Consider the following 16486-nt stretch of genomic DNA (forward strand, 5'->3'; position numbering starts at 1 on the left):
AAAAAAAGCCTCTGATCACAGAGGCTTTTTTTTAATCTCAACGAATTATTGTTGAGCTTTTTCTTTCACATCAGCAGCTGTAGATTCAACAGCACCTGCAGCATTTGCAGCAGCTTCACGTGCAGCTGCTTCGGTATCCGCAGCAGCTTCAGCAGTAGCAGTTGCGGTGTGATCAGCAGCAGCATCGATTTGGTCACCAGCAGTGTCAATAGCTGTTGCAACATCATGACCCGCTTGATCAGCAGCATGCTCTAAGTGTTCGCCAGTTGTAGCCCCTGTTTCAGGTGCTTTATCTTTATTACAGCCTACAAGAGCAACAGTAGCAGCGAGACCTAAAGCAACAAGTAATTTATTCATTTTCATATTTCCTTTTCATTGTGGCATCCAAAAACAATGGATAGCAAAAATATAAACACAAAGCGGATAGAGAATAAAGTTGAATATTTGTTGATAACTTGTAAAAACACGCACTTACATTTGAAAATGTAAATGCGCGCACATGTTTTTAAGCTGAGTTAATTACCCGAACGAATCATATAATCAAAGGCAGAGAGTGATGCTTTAGCGCCTTCACCCGTCGCAATAATAATTTGCTTATAAGGCACAGTGGTACAGTCACCCGCAGCAAACACACCTTTGACATTGGTTTCATTACGATCATTCACCATGATCTCACCACGATTGCTGAGTTCAACCGCACTGTCTTTCAAGAAATCGGTGTTTGGTAATAAACCAATTTGAACGAAAATCCCTGCAAGTTCAACCACATGTTCTTCATCAGTTGCACGATCTTTATACTTTAAGCCAGTGACTTGAGAACCATCACCCAACACTTCAGTACTTAATGCATTCAGAATCACGGTGGTATTTGGCAAGCTGTTTAATTTGTTTTGTAACACTTGATCGGCACGAAGTTTGGTATCAAATTCCACCAACGTGACATGCTCAACAATGCCAGCAAGGTCAATCGCAGCTTCTACACCTGAGTTCCCGCCACCAATCACTGCAACACGCTTACCTTTGAAGAGTGGGCCGTCACAGTGCGGACAATACGCCACACCACGAGTACGGTATTCTGCTTCACCTGGTACATTCATTTCTCTCCAACGCGCACCTGTAGAAAGAATGATGGTTTTTGATTCTAGCTTGGCACCATTTTCAAGTTCAACTTCAACCAAGCCAGATGCTGTTTGATCTGCACCGATGATTTTGCTGACACGTTGCAAGTTCATGATATCGACATCATATTCACGCACATGCGCTTCCATCTCGGCAGCAAACTTAGGACCGACGGTTTTTTGTACAGAGGTATAGTTCTCGATATCCATGGTATCCATCACCTGACCACCAAAGCGCTCTGCCACGATACCGGTATTGATCCCTTTACGAGCCGCATAGATCGCTGCGGTTGCCCCAGCAGGACCTCCACCGATCACCAAGACATCAAAGGCATCTTTGGCATTGATCGCTGCTGCATCTTTCTCTGCTGAGTTGGTATCTAACTTGGCTATGATTTCTTCCAAAGTCATACGACCTTGACCAATGTGTTGATCATCTTGGAATACCATCGGTACAGCCAAGATTTTGCGTTGTTCCACTTCGTCTTGGAAGAATGCACCATCAATCATGGTGGTGGTGGTATTTGGATTGTTGATCGCGATCAAGTTCAATGCCTGAACCACATCTGGACAGTTATGACAGCTCAATGAAATAAACACATCAAAGTTTGCTTTCAGGTTTAAGCCTTTAATTTGATTTAAAACCTCATCAGAGATCTTAGGAGCATAACCAGACACTTGTAACAATGCCAAGATCAAAGAGGTAAACTCATGTCCCATCGGTAAGCCAGCAAAGAACACACGTGGCTGTTCGCCTGCTTTAGCCACCCCAAAACTTGGACGGCGAGCGTTTAAACCATCAAAACGTGCAGTTACTAGATCAGACAATTCCGCAATTTCAGTGACCAGTTCTTTGATTTTTGCCGCTTTGTCGGAATCATCTAAAGCAGCAACCAACTCGATCGGACTTTCTAAACGTTCTAAATAAGCTTTTAATTGAGTTTTAATATTTTGATCTAACATCGATGTCTCCAAATTCTCAACAATTCTAGTCGGCTAAATTCATTCAATGAGGCTATAGTACGCAAAAGCACTAAATAGGTAAAACAGTATGTTTTTATGGGTTTGATCGGTTTTTTGGATTGACGCTGTACCTGTCGTATTTTTGATCATTCATCTATTTAAAAGTTTGATCAGCATTGATCTTGTTATATAACTGCAATCATTTCATGGCATAACTAAAAAGGTAAGCGAGATGGCGTTACAGCGTGGTATTTATCAACATTATAAAGGGCAGCTTTATCAGGTGTTTAACGTGGCTCGACATAGTGAAACAGAAGAAGAGTTGGTGGTTTATCAATGCTTATATGGTGATTACTCGATGTGGGTACGCCCACTCACCATGTTTACTGAAACTGTTCAGCTTGAAGGGCAAGTTATTCAAAGATTTAAGCTGATACAAGCGACCTAAACGCGATATTTTTCTAGTTTGAGCATCATGGAGAATCAGATATGACCAACACTGTTTTCTTGCAACGTATTGCTGATTTATACGATGAATTTAAACAACATGATGCTCGACAGTCTGATCGTCTAAGGCGTTATCGCAATATTGAAGCAGAATCAGCTAAATTACTGGCAATGCTGGTACGTACTCAGCAATCAAAACGCATTCTTGAAATTGGAACGTCCACAGGATACTCCACCTTATGGTTGGCTGAAGCAGCCAAAACGGTTCAAGGGAAGCTATTAACTTTAGAAATCAATGCATTTCGTAGCGCTCAAGCTAAAAAATATGCAGAAGATTTTGAGTTGGAAGGGTTTATTGATTTTTGGGTGGGTGATGCCGCTGACTATTTGAAACAAGCAATGGAACCCTTTGATCTCATCTTGTTAGATGCAGAACGTGGCAGTTATGTGAGTTATTGGGAAGACTTAAAACGCTTATTAAAATCCTCTGGCAGCACCTTGATTATTGACAATGTCATTTCGCATCCAGCCGAAGTTAAGCCAATGCTAGAATTGATTAAACAAGATGAACACTATATGAGTAGTATTTTACCAGTGGGCGCTGGTTTATGTATGGTTGTTGTCAAATAGCTGACTTCTACTCTGATGCTCTAAACGATAGGCCTGTGGACTACACCCTTGTATTTTATTAAAAGCGCGGGTGAAGTTGGCGGGGTTTGAGTACCCTAATTCATAGGCAATATGGGTAATGGTAAACTTAGAATTTTCTAATAGATCAATGGCTCGTTCGGTACTAATCTTTTGCTTTAGTTGGTGGAATTCGACACCGTACTTTTGCAGATAACGTTGCAATGTTTTGGTCGAAATATTTAAGACTTTTGCACATTCATTTAATGTCGGGATTTGATTGGCTTGACGAAGCATCATACTAACCCATTCGACAATTTCTCCCTGATGATAAATTCTTTGAATTTGCTCCTGACAACGTTGTTCGACCACTTTTAAACTATGGGCATCGGCTAAAGGCAAGGGAAGTGAGAGCTGCTGTTGATCCATAATCACGCGAACGCCTGTAATCCAATGATCGTTAAAATGAAAATTAGCTTTGATTAAATGGATATACTGTTCTTTATATTTTGGTTCGGGTACACTGAGATAAACCTGATATCGTTGTAATTGGTTTCCAGCTAATTCTAATAAACTGTAATAAAAAGCCACTGCAATCGCTTCGATATGGAAGGCAAGACATTGTTTATTCATTTGTAATATCGGTTCATATAATAACTCAACTTTTTGCTGATCGTGTTGAAACTGAATCGTGAGTTTAAAGCTTGGCATAATCAGTCTGAAGTATTGAGCGATCAGTCGTAAAGCATGTTCAAGATGTGGGCTGGTCATGAGGGCATAACCCACCAGACTATGTGAGCTTAGCTTGATATTTTTGCCTAATTGGAATGCGAGGTCTTTGGTATTGGGGAGGTTTAAACCCATTTCAATAAATTGTTCAATCTGTTGAATGCTAAGGAGTTCAGTCGTAGAAAGTTGATCACGTAATTGCATTAATAGGTTATTATCATATTGATTTGTTTGAATTAAAATATCAATCAGTCGTAGATAGTAACGTGAAGGAATGACAGGAATTTGTTGGTTTTGCACAATTAACAATCCATATAGTCTTAAAATGATAATACCAAGTCTTAAAATGATAATAAAGACTCACTTTAAAAGAACACAATTGATGGAAGCAAAAAGAGTAATTGATTGAGGAGTTTCTAATGAATATGCATACTCAACTGGATGTAGAGCACGCAACAACACGGTTCAAAGATAAAAAACGTCATTGGTGGTTATTAGGTTTGGCTGTACCTGCAATTGCCATGAGTGGCTTAGCTGGTTATCAGTTTGGTCCTAAAAAAACGAAAAAGTTTTTTGCTTCATTTGGTCCTTTGTTTTTGCATGGTGTTATTCCGAGTTTGGATAAACTGATTGGTGAAGACGCTGAAAACCCACCGATTGATGCAATCGCAGATCTGGAAGCTGATCCATATTATGCGCGTATTGTTAAACTGTATATTCCCTTGCAATACGCTGTAAATATCTACGGTACATATCTCGCTAGTCGCAACAATACCTCTGTCGCCGATCAAGTTTTATTGGGAACATTAATCGGTATGGTGAATGGTGTCGCGATTAATACTGCACATGAGTTGAGTCATAAAAGTGGCAAGCTAGAACATTATTTATCGCATCTGGCATTAGCACCATCAGGTTATAACCATTTCCGTATAGAACACCCTTATGGCCACCATCGTCGTGTCGCTACACCAGAAGATCCTGCTTCATCACAATTTGGTGAAACATTTTGGAAATTTTTACCACGTACAGTCATTGGGAGTTTTAAGTCCGCGATTGAAATCGAAAAGAGCCGTTTAGCTCGTAAAAAATTACCATTTTTATGTAAAGAAAATGAGCTCTTACATGGCTGGGCAATGTCAGCCATTTATCATGCAGCGATGTTTAGCAAATTTGGTGTACGTTCAATACCGTTTCAAGTGACTCAGGCGGCGTATGCAGTAACGCTGTTTGAATCTGTAAATTACATCGAACATTATGGTTTAAAGCGTGAAAAGCAAGCCAATGGAAAATATGAGCGAACATTGCCTGAACATAGTTGGAACAATAATAATGTGGTGACCAATTTGTTTTTGTACCAATTACAACGACATTCGGACCATCACGCCAATCCAGCGAGAAGTTTTCAAACCTTACGTCATTTTGAAGATGCACCTCAATTACCCGCGGGCTATGGTGCAATGATTCTCCCTGCATTTGTTCCTGCATGGTGGTCAAAAATTATGGATGATCGAGTCGTGCAGCACTACAACGGTGATTTAGCTAAAATCAACATGTATCCGAGTGCCAAAGAAAAAATGCTTGAGAAATATGCAGAGCAAGCAGATGTCGCGTGATTAGGAAGCGTTGGTATTTCGCAGACTTCGTTGTCACAACAAAGATCAGCCCCAATCGGGCTGATTTTTTTATGAGGAAGCTGAAATAGAGAGTCGTTTAAAATGTAGATCAAACTCAAGATACTTATGTACAAATGCAGCTTTGTCGGTCGAGCGAAGTAAGTTGTCGTAAATAAATTTTGGTACAGGATGGTACAGTTCACCTGAACCATTGTTATAAAATATTTTTAAATAGCGTGAAGAAACGTCATATTTCCAAGAAGTTACGATAACAGTTTTTTCCATACATTTGCCCCCATATCAATAGTAGACTCATGTCCATATAAAAAAAGCTTTATTCCGTCATTTGACAGTACTCCAAGTCTCAGAAGCTGACAATTGATAAATGAGCTTTGCTATGAAGATATAAGTATAAGAATTGTAAAAAATTTGCAATTAAAACGAAGCACAGACTAGCAGGAATTTATAAATATTTTAGACAAAAAGAAACCACCCAAAAAAGGGTGGTTTCGGACGTATTGGTTGAATCTAATGAATTAGATTTTACCAACTAAGTCGATAGATGGAGCGAGGGTAGCTTCACCTTCTTTCCATTTCGCTGGGCAAACTTCACCTGGGTGGCTAGCTACGAATTGAGCAGCTTTAAGTTTACGTAAAGTTTCTGATACATCACGAGCAATTGAGTTGTCATGAATTTCAGCAGTTTTGATTACGCCTTCAGGGTTAATGATGAACGTACCACGAAGTGCTAAACCAGCTTCTTCAATATGAACATCAAAAGCGCGTGTTAATTGATGAGTAGGATCACCAATTAATGGGAATTGAGCTTTACCAACAGCAGGAGAAGTTTCATGCCATACTTTGTGAGAGAAATGAGTATCAGTCGTTACGATATAAACTTCCGCACCAGCTTTTTTGAATTCTTCATAGTTGTCAGCAGCATCTTCAACTTCTGTTGGACAGTTGAATGTAAAAGCAGCTGGCATGAAAATAAGAACAGACCATTTACCTTTAAGATCTGCTTCAGTTACTTGAATGAATTCACCGTTACGGAATGCATCAGCTTTAAATGGTTTAACTTCAGTATTAATCAAGCTCATCATTGTCTCCATGATTGCGGTATATCTTTAAACGAGGAAAGTGTTTACGAGATATAGAATAGTTAATTTTTAATTATTGGGGAAATGGTATTTTTACATGATTAGAATCGGAAAAATGAATTGATCGATTTAAATCCACATTTTCACCCAATCTATCCTGATTTGACTTCAAGTTGATGACGTCAAGATGACAGGAGATTTTAAAATTAATGCGTTAGACAACATGCAGTCTATATCATTAAAATTCAAGGGTAGAATGGAAAAATATATAAAAAATGTTTAATTTCTAGACTATAATTTAATTTGTGAGCTTTTTGCTCGAATAGATAGCGAATTAACACCAACAATGACTGATCATTTAAGAACAAGATTCGAAAACTTAGAACTGAATATGGGTTTGGGGAAAATTAGCGCTTTTATTTCAATGTCCTTAGGTCTGCTAAGTATATTCGGCGCTTTGTGTTTTTTATTTCCCACAGTATTAACGACACCAGAACTTCGCCCATTTTATGTGCAATATCATGATGTATTTTATTTTAGTTTAATATTGGCTATTGTTCTGAGTGTCGGTTTTGGCGCATATAGCTCAATCATTCGTCAAAATCGATATGGGTTTTACGGATTATGTTTTGCTTTAGTTGCAGCAGTTCTCGGCTGTGGCTTGATCAAAGCACCGATACTTCCAAGTCTTCCTTTCTATGCTGGGATTGATTATTTCGTTCTGACGCTTGTAATCTTGGCTGTTATTTTTATTCCACTTGAGGGTTTTTTTGCCAAAAATCCTGAGCAAAAAATTCTTAGGGTTGGCTGGGTGACAGATATGAAATATTTCATGTTTAGTCATATTGGTATTCAGTTATTCACGTTTTTAACGGTCATGCCAATTCAATATTGGATCACCCATCTACCCAATAATCCAATTGTGCCTTATGTGCAGGCGCAACCGATTTGGTTACAGTTCATCGAGTTACTGATTGTTGTGGATTTTGTGGTGTATTGGCTGCACCGAGCGATGCATGAAGTGAATTTCCTTTGGCGTTTTCATGCCATTCATCATTCTACTGAATATATGGATTGGCTGGCATCTTCGCGTTTGCATGCTGTTGAAGTGTTAATGACACGTTTTTTAGCAACTTTACCTATTTTTCTTTTAGGTTTTCACACTTCAGCCGTGTTTGCGTACCTGATCTTTATTTCCTTTCACGCCATATTTATTCATTCAAATGTACGTTTTCGCTTTCCTTATTTGCGTTGGATTATTGCCACTCCAGAGTTTCATCATTGGCATCATTCTTCTGAAAAGCCTGCAATTGATAAAAATTATGCTGCATTTATCCCTGCGTATGATGTCATTTTTAAAAGCGTGTATATGCCAAATCATTTGGCGAGTGTGTATGGTACGGTAGGCTATAAGATTCCAAATAGTTTTTTGAAGCAGTTCACTTGGCCTTTTAAAAAATACGTAAAACGTTTTCTTCAGCGCTTTGATTCGTCATCTAAATCCTGAAGATATTGATCAATATGCATCAATTTCCCAACCGGATTGGTGCAGTTACTTTGCATAGCAACACTTTAAAGCGTAAAATAGCCGATTATTTTATTTTCAGGAAAGCTGTTCAGTGCAGAGTCATTTAAATGTAGATCAATGGGTTATGGCGCGTGACCGCCACCGTTTAAATCGACTGCGCAAAGATAAAAAAACCGAAACAGCAGAAATTGAAAAACTATTTGCACAATCGAATCATAAAGTTAAACAGCGATTGGCGCGTCTCCCAAAGATCAAGCTTAACCAAGACCTACCTGTTACGCGCTATGCAGATCGTTTGATTGAAGCGATTCAAAAGCATCAAGTGATCATTGTGGCGGGGGAAACTGGCTCAGGTAAAACCACACAGCTTCCTCAAATTGCAATGCTGGCAGGTCGTGGTTTGACAGGCATGATCGGGCATACTCAGCCACGTCGTTTGGCGGCGCGAAGTGTATCGCAGCGTATCGCGGAAGAAGTGGGCGAAAAGTTAGGCGAATCCATTGGTTTTAAAATTCGATTTAATGAGCAAGGGTCACAAGACTCGATTGTTCGTTTAATGACGGATGGTATTCTGCTTGCTGAACTGACCAATGACCGATTCTTATCAAAATATGACACGATTATTATAGATGAAGCACATGAGCGTTCGCTCAATATTGATTTTATCATGGGCTATTTAAAGCAGCTTTTGCCGAAGCGCCCAGATTTAAAAGTGATCGTGACCTCAGCCACGCTTGATGTAAATCGTTTTAGTCAGTATTTTTACAATGCACCCGTATTTGAAGTTGAAGGGCGGAGTTTCCCTGTTGAGCTTCGTTATCGTCCAATTTCTGAACTGAATATTGTCGGCAGTGATGATGACGAGTTTGATGATTTTGAGGAAAATTTACCGCGTGCGGTCGTACAAGCGGTAGAAGAATGTTTTGCTGATGCGGATAGCAAAGGTCATCCTGAACATGCTGATATTTTAATTTTTGCCAGCACTGAGCAAGAGATTCGGGAATTACAAGAAACCCTGCAAAAACATGGCCCTCGTCATACTGAAATACTTCCGCTATATGCACGGTTAGCGATTGCAGAACAACAAAAGATTTTTAGTCCGAGTGGAAAAGGGCGACGGATTATTATTGCCACTAACGTTGCTGAAACGGCACTTACTGTACCGAATATACGTTACGTGATTGATAGTGGTTTTGCACGTCTTTCACGTTATAACTATCGTTCGCGTGTACAACGTTTACCGATTGAGGCGATTTCACAGGCAGCGGCGAACCAACGTAAAGGGCGTTGTGGACGTATTGCAGCAGGTGTCTGTATTCGTCTTTATAGTGAAGATGACTTCCTTAGCCGCCCAGAGTTTACCGAACCAGAAATTAAGCGAACCAATCTTGCGTCTGTGATTTTACAAATGCAAAGTTTGGGATTGGGCGATTTGGAAGATTTCGATTTTATCGAGCCACCTGATTTCCGTTTAGTCAATGATGGGCGTAAGTTGTTGGTTGAGTTGGGAGCTTATAATGAGCACACTCAATCCGCCCATAAGAAGAAAGGTGGGTTAACCAAAATCGGTCAAATGATGGCACGTATGCCGATTGATCCTCGTTTGGCGCGTATGATTATTGGTGGTGCGCATTTTGGTGTGCTGAAAGAAATTTTGGTTATTGTCAGTGCTTTGGCTGTTCAAGATCCGCGTGAACGTCCTGCGGATAAACAAATGCAGGCGGATCAAAAGCATGCCTTATTTAAAGAAACTGATTCTGACTTTTTATTCTATTTAAAGCTATGGGATACCTTACAAACCAGCCCAGAGACTCAATCAGAAAGTAAGCGTCGTCAATTTGCCCGGAACCATTTTTTAAGTTGGTTGCGTTTACGTGAATGGAAACAAACGTATCAGCAGTTGGTTGAATTGGCTGAAGGTTTAAAACTCAGCTTTAATGAAAAACCAGCCAATTATGAGAATTTACACCGTGCTTTGTTAACAGGTTTACTTTCCTTTATTGCCAACAAAACCGATGAACGAAATACCTTTATGGCGGTGCGCCAACAAAAAGCCAAGGTATTTCCAGCCAGTACTTTACATAAGACCAATACCGCTTGGGTGATGGCATTTGAGATGGTGGAAACTTCTCAAGTCTATTTGAGGACGTTGGCGAAAATTGATCCTGAATGGATTTTATTGGCTGCTGGCGATTTATTGAAACACCACTATTTTGAACCGCACTGGTCGAAAAAAGTGGGTATCGTCAACGCCTATGATCAGATTTCATTATTTGGGTTGATTATTGAACCTAAGCGGCTGATCAATTTTGAAAAAGTGGATCAAGCTGCTGCACATGAAATCTTTTTACGAGATGCGTTAACGACAGGGCATTTGGGGATTACTCCACCATTCCTAAAGCACAACTTATTAAAGCTTGAAGAAGTTGAGCGCGTTGAAGACAAATTACGTCGTCGTGATTTGGTGGTCGACGAAGAAACGATTTACCAGTTTTATGCCAATAAAGTTCCGACCGAAATCGCCAGCCGTCGTAGTTTTGAAGATTGGCGAGCAACGGTAGAGCCTGAACATCCACGTTATTTATTTGTTGATGATGACGCCTTGTGGATGAATGATCGCCCAACTACACAGCAGTTTCCTGATTATTTGCATAATGGACAATTGCGCTTGGCTGCCAGCTATCGTTTTGACCCAAGTCATGATGAAGATGGCGCAACTGTGAAGATTCCAGTGCAAGCCTTAGCACAAGTTGATGAAAATCAATGGTCATGGGGCATTCCAGGTTGGCGACAAAATTTAATTGAGGCGCTGTTAAAAGCATTGCCAAAAGATAAACGTCGAAATATTGTTCCCATTCCAGATACAGCACGAAAGTTGATTCAAGGCATAGATGCAGTTCATTTGCGTGAACATTTATTTAGTTATTTGGCTTTTGCCTTACGCGGTGAGCAAATCACTGAAAAAGATTTTTCTTTTGAACGAATTGATCAATACCTTATTCCTTTTATTAAAGTTCTCGATGAAAAAGGTAAATTAATCGCGCAAGGTCGTGACTTGGATGAGTTAAAAGCGCGTTGTCGTGTAGAAACGCATCGTGCTGTAAAGCAACATGAGGGTGAGTTTAAAACTTTTCCTGAGCATTTTGTTTTTGAGGCTTCACAAAAAGTGACGGGTGTATTGGTGAAACAATATCAAGCACTTGTACCAAGTAAAGCATTTGCTGATTTGGATGTAAAAGATGAATCAGGTGTTGTGATTCAGACTTTTAACGATCAAGAAGAAGCAATTAAACAGCATAGAGAAGGGGTAATTCGCCTTGTTCACATGCAACTTGGTGATTTGATTCGTCAGTTGAAGAAGCAAATTTCAAAACCATTAGCATTGGCTTATTCACCATTAGGTGATAAAGCAAAGTTGGAACAAATGTTGGTTTACGCGACTTTGCAAGTTTCGATTCAAACACTTCCTATTGATGCCGTAGAGTTTGAAAGCTTATTGGCAAATACCAAAAAGCATTTTTTATCTTTGGGTCAGCAGACATTGACTGATTTGACTGAAATATTTACTCAATGGCAGCAAGTTCGCCGTGAATTGCTCGTCCTCGATCAAACTATTTTTACTCGAAGTGTAGATGACATCGAAGATCAACTGGATCTTATGTCCCTCGCAAACTTTGTTTATAGTCGTCCCGCTGATCTTTGGCAGGAATACCCGCGTTATTTAAAAGCTTTGCTATTGCGTTTAGATAGATTGCCCAATAATCTACAAAGAGATCTTGCGGCAATTGATGAAGTCGATCCTTGGATGGACAAGCTATTTAAATTTAAAAATGATCCTAAAATCAAAGAATTGTACTTGATGATGGAGGAGTTGCGAATTTCCTTGTTTTCTCAACCGATGAAAACAAAGCTGCCAATTTCACCAAATAGATTACAAAAACTATGGGATCGATTATCAATCGGTTAAACTGAGCAATAATGAAAGCTAGAACCATTCTTTACAGGAGTTTTACATGGGCATTCGTATAACAGGTACAGGGTTATTTCACCCGACCGAATCTATTTCCAATGCAGAATTGGTGGAAAGTTTAAATGCTTATGTAGAACAATATAACCAAGAACATGCTGACAAAATTGCAGCGGGTGAATTAGAGCCATTACGCGGTTCAAGTCCTGAGTTTATTGAAAAAGCATCAGGTATTCAGCGCCGTTATGTGGTTGAGAAGTCTGGTATTCTTGATCCAAAGCGTTTACGTCCTCATTTACAAGAACGTAGCAATGATGAGCTTTCACTTCAGGCAGAGTGGGGTGTGATCGCAGCCAAACAAGCGATGGAAAATGCAGGTGTTACTGCAGAAGACATCGATGTTGTGATTTTAGCTTGTTCAAATATGCAACGTGCTTATCCAGCAGTGGCGATTGAGATCCAATCCGCACTTGGCATTCAAGGTTATGCGTACGATATGAATGTGGCTTGTTCTGCTGCCACGTTTGGTTTAAAGCAAGCCTATGATGCGGTGAAGTGTGGTGCTCGCCGTGTTTTACTGCTCAATGTTGAGATTACATCAGGTCATTTAGACTATCGTACCCGTGATGCACACTTTATTTTTGGTGATGTTGCGACAGCATCGATTATCGAAGAAACTGAAACAAAATCAGGTTATGAAATTTTAGATATTCATTTGTTCACGCAATTCTCAAACAATATTCGTAATAACTTTGGTTTCTTGAACAGTAGTGAAGATGCGGTAGTGGATGATAAATTATTCCGTCAAGATGGACGTAAGGTCTTTAAAGAAGTTTGCCCACTTGTTGCAAAAATCATTACTGCACAATTGGAAAAACTTGAATTGACAGCTGAGCAGGTTAAGCGTTTCTGGTTACACCAAGCCAATGCCAATATGAATGAACTGATTTTAAAATTAGTTGTAGGTAAAGAGGCTGATTTAGAGCGTGCGCCAATCATTTTAGATGAGTTTGCAAATACCTCATCAGCGGGTGTGATCATTGCGATGCATCGTACAGGTGAACAGGTCAATGATGGTGAATACGCCGTGATCTCTTCATTCGGTGCAGGTTATTCAGTCGGTTCGATCATTGTGCAAAAGCATATTGCATAAGTTTGTGAAAATTTAAAAAAAACACCGCATCTGAATATGCGGTGTTTTTTTATTTAAGTAATGATATTTACTTCAACATAATAGCGAGGTCTATCAGTTGTGGGGTGATGCTGCTACCAATTGTCGAAGCCGCTAGATTTGGTGTGCCGTCTACATTAACAGCGAGTCTAGCTCTTGGTGTCATAATCGTTGTATCACTGTTTAAATCGATGCGATATAAAACGGATGGCCCGGTCATTCCAGACACGGTTGCTAAAGCAAAACCATTGTCTCCACCAGCAATGTCAAAACCATTATCCATACCTAGATTGATTCCTAATGCACCAATTGAATTGAGTACACCATCATTTGGTGGACTTTGTTTCACTAAAAGTTGGTTGCCTTGATCTAAGTTAAATAGTTCTGTACCAATCATTGGGATAGGTGTTTGGAAACTGTTGGTATAGGCTGCTGCACTGACAACCGCATCATCAATACCATTTAAGTCACCATCAGTAATGGTGTCACCTGTATCAACATTGATCCTTAAACTTTGTCCTGTATTACTAATGACGCGTAAACGATCAGCAGCAGGGTTAAAGTCAACAGCAAAGCTTGTACCAAGTAGCATTGTGAAAGGATTATCATCACCCGTCGCAGCTTTCAGTGAGGATTGAAGTGTTGCCATACCTGTTTGAGTATTAATGGTATATAGATTTGATTGGTCACTGAGTCCATATAGCATGCCAGATTTATCAGTCGTGGTTTTAAATCGAAAATCGATTCCAATAATTTTTTCTGCAACTTTTAAACCAGTAATATTGGTTTGTTTGACTGAATTTGGTGTGTTCGCCATAAAATGAATCAGTTGATTATTTGCACTCAAACCAAATGTATGTGCACCACTATCGGCAGCACTTGCAAGTGCTAAGCCTCGAATACCTGAAGTCTGAAATACATTTGGTAAGTTTTTGCTTTCAACAACGGCAGCATTTTCTGAGCCGACGGCAGTAACATTGAGGTGGTGGAGTTGATATGTGCCTGCAACTTTCAGGGCGGCATAGCCAACGTTATTAATCGGGTCAATATCAAAACCACCGCCGCCTTCAACATCAACACCTGATGCAAGCATTGCTGAATTGCCTAATGTGCCCTCATTTGCATTTTGTAAATAGATACGATCAGTATTCTGGTCAATACTAAATAATCGTGTTGAAGCTGTACCAGCAAACGCATTGGTATATGCAGCAGCAATAATGGCGACTGATTCACCCCCTAAACTAATGTTGCCATCTGTGATTGTCGCACCCGTATCAACATTAATTCGCAGATTTTGTCCATCATTGCCAATGACTCGTAGTCGATCCGCTGCTGGATTAAAGTTTACAGTCATCAGGTCAGGATTGCCTGTGATTTTGTCAAATGGTGCATTGCCATCTGTAGTATCCGCTGGGTCAGCAACTAACTTACTTACCCAAGTCGCACGCCCAGTTTGAGGGTTTAGGGTATATATATTGCCCATAGTACCGACGGCATATAATTTTCCATCTTTTGGACGGTGGTCTATGCCAATCAGTTGTTCACCAGATTGTAGATTTGTGATTTTTAAATTAGAAACCAACATTTCAGGTTGATCACGATTGATTGAACCTATCATTCCATTGCTTGTCAGAATCAGCACATCGCCCGTTTTCGTGGGAGAGGGATTGGAATTATTATTTGAGTCATTATTGCAACCCAAAAGGAATAAGCTGCCTAAGACTGCGGTAGTCAGTGATAATATTCTTGTATTCATTTTTTAAATCCTGATTAATATTTTTGTTCATACAAAGCCTTAAGAAATATTCCTTATTACTTATAAAACTTGGGGCTTCTGTGATTGAGGGACTTACTGTAAATAAAGATTGAGCGCTTTATTTTTAGCTGTTAATTTAAAAAAATTTATTAACTAGAATCAGCATATAAGTGCTGATATTGAAAGTAAATCAATGTTTTTAAGTGGTTTTTTTGTAGTTGGGTTTTGAGTTGTAATTATTCACGCGGAATTCACGGCTGATCAGAAATTTTAATTTTTAGGATGTGGTGATTTGTGTGAGTTAGTGTTCTTAGGTATGAAAAAAAGAGAGAATCAGGGGATTCTCTCTTTTGCTTGGAAACGATTATGCTTCTACTGTTTGGACTGCGATTTTTTTAGCAGGATCGGCTTTACGTCGAACAGCAGGAACTGGTTCACCACGATATTGGCGGTCAGCGAAATAGCTAGAACGCACCATTGGCGCAGACCAAATATTTCTAAAACCTAATTTACGTCCATGCTCAGCATAACGCTCGAATTCTTCAGGTGTGACAAAACGATCAATTGGCGCATGTTGTTTAGATGGCTGTAAATACTGACCAATCGTGATGTAATCTACGTCATGTGCTCTAAGGTCATCCAAAAGGGCAATCACTTCTTCTTCAGTTTCACCAATGCCGACCATCAAACCACATTTGGTTGGAATATCTGGACAATATTCTTTAAACATTTTTAACAGATTTAAAGAATGTTGGTAGTCAGAGCCCGGACGCATGGCTTTATATAAGCGTGGTACGGTTTCAATGTTGTGGTTGAAAACATCAGGCGGGCATTCGGTCATGATGCGAAGTGCAATATCGAGGCGTCCACGGAAGTCTGGAACTAAAATTTCCAACAAGGTATTTGGGCTAAGCGCGCGAGCTTCTCTGATACAGTCAACAAAATGTTGAGCACCGCCATCAAGTAAATCATCACGGTCAACTGACGTGATCACGGCATATTTTAAGCCGAGATTCGAGATTGTTTCTGCCATGTGGCGTGGTTCGTCCGCATCAAGTGCATTTGGACGACCATGCGCAACGTCACAGAAAGGACAGCGACGTGTACAAATATCGCCCATGATCATAAAGGTTGCTGTACCGCCACCAAAACACTCTGGTAGGTTGGGGCAAGCAGCCTCTTCACATACAGTATGCAGTTTTTGCGAGCGCAAGGTTGTTTTGATACGTTGAACCTCTTCTGGTGCGGCCATCTTGACGCGAATCCAGTCTGGTTTACGAGGTACTTCAACCGTAGGAATCACTTTTACAGGAATTCTTGCGACTTTTTCGGCGCCACGAAGTTTTAAGCCCTGTTCAGCTTTACGGTGTTCAGACATATCTTTTCTACAACCTTTAACTTGAGATATCTAGACATTATAGTCAAATTTACGAGTGTATAGGACGAAATAGGTATTCATTTTAAAAA

Annotated in this window: 13 protein-coding genes; 6 read left to right on the plus strand and 7 right to left on the minus strand. The window is 39.9% G+C overall.

Annotated elements, in window-relative coordinates; translation table 11 throughout:
* Positions 1-45: 45 nt before the first annotated feature.
* Entirely contained in the window at positions 46-357 is a 312-nt protein-coding gene (locus J2Y37_RS01300) for a hypothetical protein (RefSeq protein WP_121929693.1), read from the minus strand.
* A gap of 158 nt (positions 358-515) precedes the next feature.
* Complete coding sequence (ahpF, locus tag J2Y37_RS01305; protein WP_349031591.1) at positions 516-2081, minus strand: alkyl hydroperoxide reductase subunit F; 1566 nt, start codon at positions 2079-2081, stop codon at positions 516-518.
* Positions 2082-2313: 232 nt separating this feature from the next.
* Here ahpF and J2Y37_RS01310 point away from each other — a divergent pair, with 232 nt between their 5' ends.
* Both J2Y37_RS01310 and J2Y37_RS01315 read left to right on the plus strand, forming a co-directional pair.
* The gene (locus tag J2Y37_RS01310; protein WP_349031592.1) at positions 2314-2529 is read left to right on the plus strand and encodes a DUF1653 domain-containing protein; all 216 of its coding nucleotides are present in this window, start codon (positions 2314-2316) and stop codon (positions 2527-2529) included.
* A 41-nt stretch (positions 2530-2570) separates the two neighbouring features.
* Complete coding sequence (locus J2Y37_RS01315; RefSeq protein ID WP_349031593.1) at positions 2571-3158, plus strand: class I SAM-dependent methyltransferase; 588 nt, start codon at positions 2571-2573, stop codon at positions 3156-3158.
* Here J2Y37_RS01315 and J2Y37_RS01320 read toward each other — a convergent pair.
* Positions 3135-4184: a helix-turn-helix domain-containing protein gene (locus tag J2Y37_RS01320; RefSeq protein WP_349031594.1), complete on the minus strand. Its 1050-nt coding sequence runs from the start codon at positions 4182-4184 to the stop codon at positions 3135-3137. The genes J2Y37_RS01315 and J2Y37_RS01320 overlap by 24 nt on opposite strands.
* Before the next feature lie 119 nt (positions 4185-4303).
* Between J2Y37_RS01320 and J2Y37_RS01325 the strand changes: the two genes are divergently transcribed.
* Entirely contained in the window at positions 4304-5497 is a 1194-nt protein-coding gene (locus J2Y37_RS01325; RefSeq protein WP_349031595.1) for an alkane 1-monooxygenase, read from the plus strand.
* 69 nt (positions 5498-5566) lie between these two features.
* On the opposite strand, the gene J2Y37_RS01330 is transcribed toward J2Y37_RS01325, so the two are convergent.
* Both J2Y37_RS01330 and ahpC read right to left on the minus strand, forming a co-directional pair.
* Positions 5567-5782, minus strand: coding sequence for a KTSC domain-containing protein (locus tag J2Y37_RS01330; RefSeq protein ID WP_004670664.1), 216 nt, complete (start codon positions 5780-5782; stop codon positions 5567-5569).
* 251 nt (positions 5783-6033) lie between these two features.
* The gene (gene ahpC, locus J2Y37_RS01335) at positions 6034-6597 is read right to left on the minus strand and encodes an alkyl hydroperoxide reductase subunit C (protein WP_004670665.1); all 564 of its coding nucleotides are present in this window, start codon (positions 6595-6597) and stop codon (positions 6034-6036) included.
* A 424-nt stretch (positions 6598-7021) separates the two neighbouring features.
* On the opposite strand from ahpC, the gene J2Y37_RS01340 reads away from it, so the two are divergent.
* The 3 genes from J2Y37_RS01340 to J2Y37_RS01350 all read left to right on the plus strand — a co-directional run bounded on the left by J2Y37_RS01340 (position 7022) and on the right by J2Y37_RS01350 (position 13245).
* Complete coding sequence (locus J2Y37_RS01340) at positions 7022-8104, plus strand: sterol desaturase family protein (protein WP_349031596.1); 1083 nt, start codon at positions 7022-7024, stop codon at positions 8102-8104.
* Positions 8105-8216: 112 nt separating this feature from the next.
* Complete coding sequence (gene hrpA / locus J2Y37_RS01345) at positions 8217-12092, plus strand: ATP-dependent RNA helicase HrpA (RefSeq protein ID WP_349031597.1); 3876 nt, start codon at positions 8217-8219, stop codon at positions 12090-12092.
* A gap of 46 nt (positions 12093-12138) precedes the next feature.
* Positions 12139-13245, plus strand: coding sequence for a beta-ketoacyl-ACP synthase III (locus J2Y37_RS01350; protein WP_349031598.1), 1107 nt, complete (start codon positions 12139-12141; stop codon positions 13243-13245).
* A 67-nt stretch (positions 13246-13312) separates the two neighbouring features.
* On the opposite strand, the gene J2Y37_RS01355 is transcribed toward J2Y37_RS01350, so the two are convergent.
* Positions 13313-15019, minus strand: coding sequence for a DUF4394 domain-containing protein (locus J2Y37_RS01355; RefSeq protein WP_349031599.1), 1707 nt, complete (start codon positions 15017-15019; stop codon positions 13313-13315).
* 364 nt (positions 15020-15383) lie between these two features.
* Positions 15384-16397, minus strand: a complete 1014-nt coding sequence (gene lipA, locus J2Y37_RS01360) for a lipoyl synthase (RefSeq protein ID WP_004670670.1) — start codon at positions 16395-16397, stop codon at positions 15384-15386.
* Positions 16398-16486: the final 89 nt, after the last annotated feature.

Origin of the sequence: Acinetobacter sp. 3657 (assembly GCF_031456775.1) — a bacterium.
GTDB lineage: Bacteria > Pseudomonadota > Gammaproteobacteria > Pseudomonadales > Moraxellaceae > Acinetobacter.